5 protein-coding genes and 1 pseudogene are annotated in these 5,601 nt (G+C 71.9%); 3 read left to right on the top strand and 3 right to left on the bottom strand.

Annotation, left to right across the window (positions count from 1 at the left end):
* Positions 1-316, bottom strand: a 316-nt coding sequence (locus VGD44_RS06370; protein ID WP_331085039.1) for a DsbA family protein, incomplete at its 3' end; no start/stop codon positions are given.
* 10 nt (positions 317-326) lie between these two features.
* Positions 327-1,076 carry an SDR family oxidoreductase gene (locus VGD44_RS06365; RefSeq protein WP_331085038.1) on the bottom strand — a complete coding sequence of 250 codons (750 nt, stop codon included), beginning with the start codon at positions 1,074-1,076 and terminating at the stop codon, positions 327-329.
* A gap of 93 nt (positions 1,077-1,169) precedes the next feature.
* On the opposite strand from VGD44_RS06365, the gene VGD44_RS06360 reads away from it, so the two are divergent.
* A complete protein-coding gene (locus VGD44_RS06360) occupies positions 1,170-1,622 on the top strand; it encodes a helix-turn-helix domain-containing protein (RefSeq protein WP_331085037.1) in 453 nt (150 codons plus the stop codon).
* A 144-nt stretch (positions 1,623-1,766) separates the two neighbouring features.
* Here the strand turns inward: VGD44_RS06360 and VGD44_RS06355 are convergent, their stop codons facing one another.
* A complete protein-coding gene (locus VGD44_RS06355; RefSeq protein WP_331085036.1) occupies positions 1,767-2,447 on the bottom strand; it encodes a response regulator transcription factor in 681 nt (226 codons plus the stop codon).
* Positions 2,448-2,569: 122 nt separating this feature from the next.
* Here VGD44_RS06355 and VGD44_RS06350 point away from each other — a divergent pair, with 122 nt between their 5' ends.
* The gene (locus VGD44_RS06350; protein WP_331085035.1) at positions 2,570-4,756 is read left to right on the top strand and encodes a sensor histidine kinase; all 2,187 of its coding nucleotides are present in this window, start codon (positions 2,570-2,572) and stop codon (positions 4,754-4,756) included.
* 223 nt (positions 4,757-4,979) lie between these two features.
* Positions 4,980-5,601, top strand: a pseudogene (locus tag VGD44_RS06345) (hypothetical protein); the annotation flags it as partial.

The following is a 5,601-nucleotide window of genomic DNA, read 5'->3' as shown; positions in this document are numbered from 1 at the left end:
TCCGCCGCGCCGCGATGAGGCCGCGCATGATCAGCAGCGTGTTGACCGGGAAGTGCGGGTTCTGCCGGTAGGCGCTCAGCCCGTGCTTCTGCACGAACCGCTTCGTCTCCAGCCCTTCGTAGGCCAGCTTGCCCTTCACCTGGCCGAACGCCTCCACCGGCGAGCGGTTGTTGGTGGCCTTGAAGATCCCGCCCAGCAGGCAGGGGATCAGGTTCACCGTCGCCCCGGTCCGCTCAGCGATCCCCGGCAGGACCTTCCAGGCCAGGTGCCCGTTCGGGCTCCCGAAATCGAAGATGAAGTCGATCGTCTTGCCCATCTGTCGTCCCTCACCAGCTCTCTTTCCACGGCCGCACGTCCAGCTCGTGCGTCCACGCCGAGCGCGGCTGCTTGGTCAGCGCAACGAAGCTCTGCGCGATGTCCTCCGGTCGCAGAATCGCGTCGTCGGCCAGGAGGTCGTCGACGTTGTCGCGGTTCGAGCGGATGAAGACCCCGTCCACCGCCCCGTCGATGACCACGTGCGCCACGTGGATGCCCAATGGCCCCAGCTCGCGCGACATGCTCTGCGCCACCGCCCGCAAGCCGTGCTTGGCCGAGGCGAAGGCCGCGAACCCGTCGCGCCCGCGCACGCTGGCCGTCGCCCCGGTGAACAGGATCGTGCCCCGCCCGCGCGGGACCATCGCCTTGGCCGCCTCGCGCCCGGCCAGGAAGCCCGCGAAACAGGCCATCTCCCAGACCTTGGTGAACACCCGCGCCGTCGTCTCGCGGATGCCGAAGCGCACGTTCGCGCCGATGTTGAAGACCACCACCTCCAGCGGCCCCACGTCGCGCTCGACGGTCTCGAACAGGGCGACCATCTCCTCCTCCAGCCGCGCGTCGACGCCATAGGCGTGCGCCACGCCGCCGCCGGCGCGGATCTCGGCCTCCACCTGTTTCAGCGAATCCAGGTTCCGCGCCCGCCGGGTCATGCAGACCTCGTAGCCGTCGGCGGCAAAGGCCTTGGCCAGCGCCGAACCCAGGCCGTCGCCCACGCCCACCACCAGGCAGACGCCCCTCGTGGCTTTCGCTTCCGAGGCCATGGCAGCACACTCCGTTCGAATTCCGAACTAAGTTCGTCTTGAATCCGAACCCAGTCAATGGGAGAATCCGCTGGGAACGTAGGAGTCGTGCGCATGAAGTGGAGCCAGCTCGCGGACCAGCCCTGCTCGGTCGCCCGCTCGGTCGCGGTGATCGGCGACCGCTGGACGCTGATGATCCTGCGCGACTGTTTCCTGGGCATCCGCCGCTTCGACGACTTCGAGCGCCGCCTGCGCATCTCGCGCAGCATCATCGCCGACCGCCTGAAGCATCTCGTCGACGAGGGCGTCCTGCGCCGCGACGCCTACCAGGACCAGCCCGTCCGCCACGAATACCGCCTCACCGACAAGGGCATGGCGCTGCACCCGGTGATCATGGCCATCGTCCACTGGGGCGACACCCACTACGCCGGCGAGGCCGGCCCGCCCCTCCTCCACCGCCACAGGGCCTGTGGCTGCGACTTCCACCCGGTGCTCAGCTGCTCGGAATGCGGCGCCCCCGTCGGCCCCCGCGACGTCGACGTCCGCGCGGGGCCGGGGGCGGCCTAACCACACCCATAATCCCGCTCATCCCGGCGAATGCCGGACCCAGATCCTAGGGCTGGGAAGTCGGTTGGATCGGCTCCGAGCCCACGGAGCCCACGCCCTCGCCATTCCATCTGGGTCCCGGCATTCGCCGGGATGAGCGGATGCTTACGTCAGCCCCCGCTCCGCCGCCGCCAGCACCGCCTCGGCGCGGCTCGACACGTGGAGCTTCTGGTAGATCACCTTCACGTAGCCCGCGACCGTCTGCGGCTTCAGCCCGATCTCGCGCGCCGCCTCAGGCCCTGACAGCCCGCGCGCCAGCAGGGTCAGCACCTCGGTCTCGCGGGGGCTCAGCCGCGCGTCGTCCTTCGGCTTCGGCGCTGGCGCCGGACGCAGCCGTTCCAGCAGCCGCCGCGCGATCGACGGCGACAGCGGCGGCTCGCCGGCCTCGATGCGGCGCAGGCAGGCGGCCACGTCCTCGGGCCGTTCCTGCTTCAGCACATAGCCCTGCGCCCCGGCCGCCAGGCTGTCGAACAGGTGCGCGTCGTCGTCGTAGATCGTCGCCACCACTGGCAGGGCGTCGGGGAAGTACCGCGCCACCTCGGCCACCAGCTCAACGCCCGAGCCGTCCGGCAGGCCCAGGTCGATGATCGCCAGCGCGAACTGCCCGCGCACCGCCTCGTCCGCCAGCCAGCGGCGCGCGTCGCGCAGCGTGCCCGCGGTGGCGATCGTGAAGTCCGGGAACGTCTCGGCCACCACCGCGACCAGCCATTCGCGCGTGTCCGGCCGGTCCTCGACGACCAGGCAGAGCCGCGCATCCTTTCCGTCCTGATCGCGCACCCCAGCCATACGAAGACGTCGCACTCCCCAGAATCTTCACTAACGATAATATCCGAGCGTTGCGCGCAGCCTAATGATTCCCCTCAGGAATGCAGGGCCGCGCGCATCGCGTGCAGGGGGACATCGCGCGCATGGATGACGCCGCCGCCGCGCCCGCCGCCGGGCGTCCGGACCGCCCTGCCGCGGCCCAGGCGGCGCCGACGCGCCTGCTCGCGCTCGCCTTCGCCATCGCCGTCCTGGTCATCGGCGGCGCCATCGCGTTTTCGGTGAGCCAGCCATGGCTGGGCCTCAATCTGCGCTTCGACGCCAAGGCCGGCGGCGCCGTCGTCGCCTCGTCGGCCGGCCCCGGCGCGGCCATCCCTGCGGGCGCGGTGATCACCACCGTCACCGCCGGCGGCGACCGCATCGTCCTCGAGCGCACCGACCTCACCGGCCAGGTGGACGGCAGCTTCGGCCCCTTCGCCGACTACCAGCGCTTCATGGACCGTCAGGGCCGGCTCGCCGACATGATGCGCGAGCCCGCCGTCACCTTCACCGACACCGCCGGCCGCGACTGGACCGTCCAGCCGCAACAGTCCGGCCGTCCCATCGCCTCGCTGGGCCCCGACTTCTGGATCGGCATGGTGGTGGGCGCCGTCGCCTGGCTGATCGCCGCGGCCATCTTCGCCTTCCGCCCGCGCGAGACCGCCGCCCGCTACGTGCTGCTCTCCGGCGTCGCCTCGCTGCTCTTCATCCCCATCGGGCCGATCTACACGGCCCGCGAGCTCGGCCTGCCCGAGACCGCCTTCTACCTGATCAACGGCGCGAATTTCCTGGGCGGCAGCCTCTACGCCGCGGCCACCTTCGCGCTGATGCTCTACTACCCGAACCGGCTCGTCCCCCGCTGGGTCGGCTGGGCGGTGATCGGCGTCTTCCTCGTCTGGTACGTGGCCCAGGCCATTGGCCTCTTCCCCGACCTCACCTTCGCCCGCCGCTTCCTGGTGCTCTGCGCCCTTTTCGGCGCCTTCGGGCTCTCGGCGATCCACTGGCGGCTCAGCCGGCGCGACCCCGTCGCCCGCGCGGCGCTCGGCTGGTTCGTGCTGTCGTGGGTTCTGGTGGTGGCCGTCTTCGGCCTGCTGATCCTCGCGCCGCAGATGTTCGGCGTCGATACCGAGGCGGCCGAGCCCTACGCCTTCCTGATGTTCCTGCTCACCTACGGCGGCCTGGCCGTGGGCATCATGCGCTACCGCCTGTTCGAGCTGGGCGCGTGGTGGGGCCGGATCATGGCCTGGACCCTGGCGCTGGCCCTGCTCGCCGCCCTCGACATGCTGTTCCTGGTGGGCCTGAGGCTCTCCGCCGAGGTCAGCCTCTCCATCGCGCTCCTGATCTGCGGCCTCGTCTGGCTGCCGGTCCGCGGTTGGATCGCCGAGCGCATGCTGCAGCGCCGCCGCACCGACGACCGAGACGTCTTCGAGGGTCTCGTCCAGATCGGCCTCTCCGCCCAGCCGCAGGACCAGCTCGCCCACTGGGTCGAGGTGCTGAAGCGCCGCTTCGACCCGCTGCGCCTCGACGTGGCCGAGGCGCACGAGCTGCCCGGCCTCGGCGCGGATGGCCTGGCCCTCGTCACCCCGGCGCTCGCCGGCCTGCCGGCGCTGCGCCTGGAGTACGCCCATGGCGGCCGCGCCCTGTTCTCCCCGGCCGACGAGCAGCAGGCGCGCTCGCTGGCCGACATGCTGGGCTTCGTCTTCCAGAGCCGCGAGGCCTACGAGCGCGGCGTCGCGGTCGAGCGCAAGCGCATCGCCGGCGACATCCACGACAACCTGGGCGCCACGCTGCTCTCGGCCCTGCACAGCCGCGACGGCGAGCGCAAGGACCGCTACATCCGCGAGACGCTCGCCGACCTCCGCTCCATCGTCACCGAACCCACCGGCCCCGACGCCGGCCTCGCCGACACCCTCGCCCGCAGCCGCAAGGAGATGGCCGAGCGCCTGCAGGCCCGCGGCGTCGCCCTCGTCTGGCCGCTGGACGCCGCCCCGCCGCCCGGCGTCGACTCGAAGACCGCCCAGTCGCTCCGCGCCATTGTGCGCGAGCTCACCAACAACATCCTGAAGCACGCGCAGGCCCGCGAGGTCCGCGTCTCGCTCGCCGCCGACCGCGACGCCCTGGTCCTCACCGTCGAAGACGACGGCCGAGGCTTCGACCCCGCCGCCGTCACCCCCGGCGCCGGCCTGGGCGGCCTGGCCGACCGCGCCCGCAGCCACGGCGGGACCCTCACCTGGTCGCCCGGCGAAGGCGGCAAAGGCGCGCGGTGCACGATCCGGCTCCCGCGGACGGCCTGAAGCTCGAGCGCGCCTACCGCGGCTTCTGGCCCCGCTCGGCCTGCGCGATGGCCTGCAGCGCCAACGGCTTCATCACAGCGTATCCCGCCTTCAGCGGATGCACCCCGTCGCGTGATCGGCGGAAGCCGGCCGGCTGCGACGGGCAAATCCGCCCGCCCCTCGCAACTTGAGGTTGGGAATATCCGCATTCCCACGCCGACGCCGACGACCTAGGGTCGGCTGGATGACGGTCGGGGATTCTGCCTTCGCCGATTCTCCACGGCTCGCGCCCTCCGGCGCGCCCAGCCTGCGGGGCCGGCTGACCCTGCTGGTGCTGGCGGTGCTGCTTCCCGCGATCCTCGCCTTCGGGGTTCTGGTCTGGAAGAGCTACGGCGAGCAGCGGCGCCTCGTGGAGGCGCAGGTCGTCGAAACCGCCCGCGCCCTGTCCCTCGCCGTCGACCGCGACCTGCGCAAGAACGAGGTGCTGCTGCAGGCCCTCGCCAGCTCCCCGGCCCTGCCCCGCGGCGACTGGGCCGCCTTCGACGCCCAGGCCCGGGTGGCGACACGCGGCCTGGACGCGACGGTCTCCCTGATCGACCCGGAAGGCTTCCTGGTCGCCAGCACGCGCGCCAGGCCCGGCGCCGCCGTACCGCGGGTGAGGCCTGAGGAGGCGGGCGTGACGGTCGCGCGAACCCGGCCGGACGGGGCTCGTGTGTCCAATCTGTTCCGCGGCATGGGGACCGGCCTCCCGAGCATCGCCTTCGACATTCCGGCGCCAGGGCCCGACTCCGGCGACACGCGCATCGCCGCCGTCACGCCGGCCTCCGCGCTCGATCGCCTGTGGGGGGACCAGCACTTCCCGGCCC

Source organism: Phenylobacterium sp. (assembly GCF_036402295.1).
Classification (GTDB): Bacteria; Pseudomonadota; Alphaproteobacteria; order Caulobacterales; family Caulobacteraceae; genus Phenylobacterium.
Note: the sequence above shows the minus strand (reverse complement) of the source record. Positions and strands in the feature narration are given on the sequence as shown.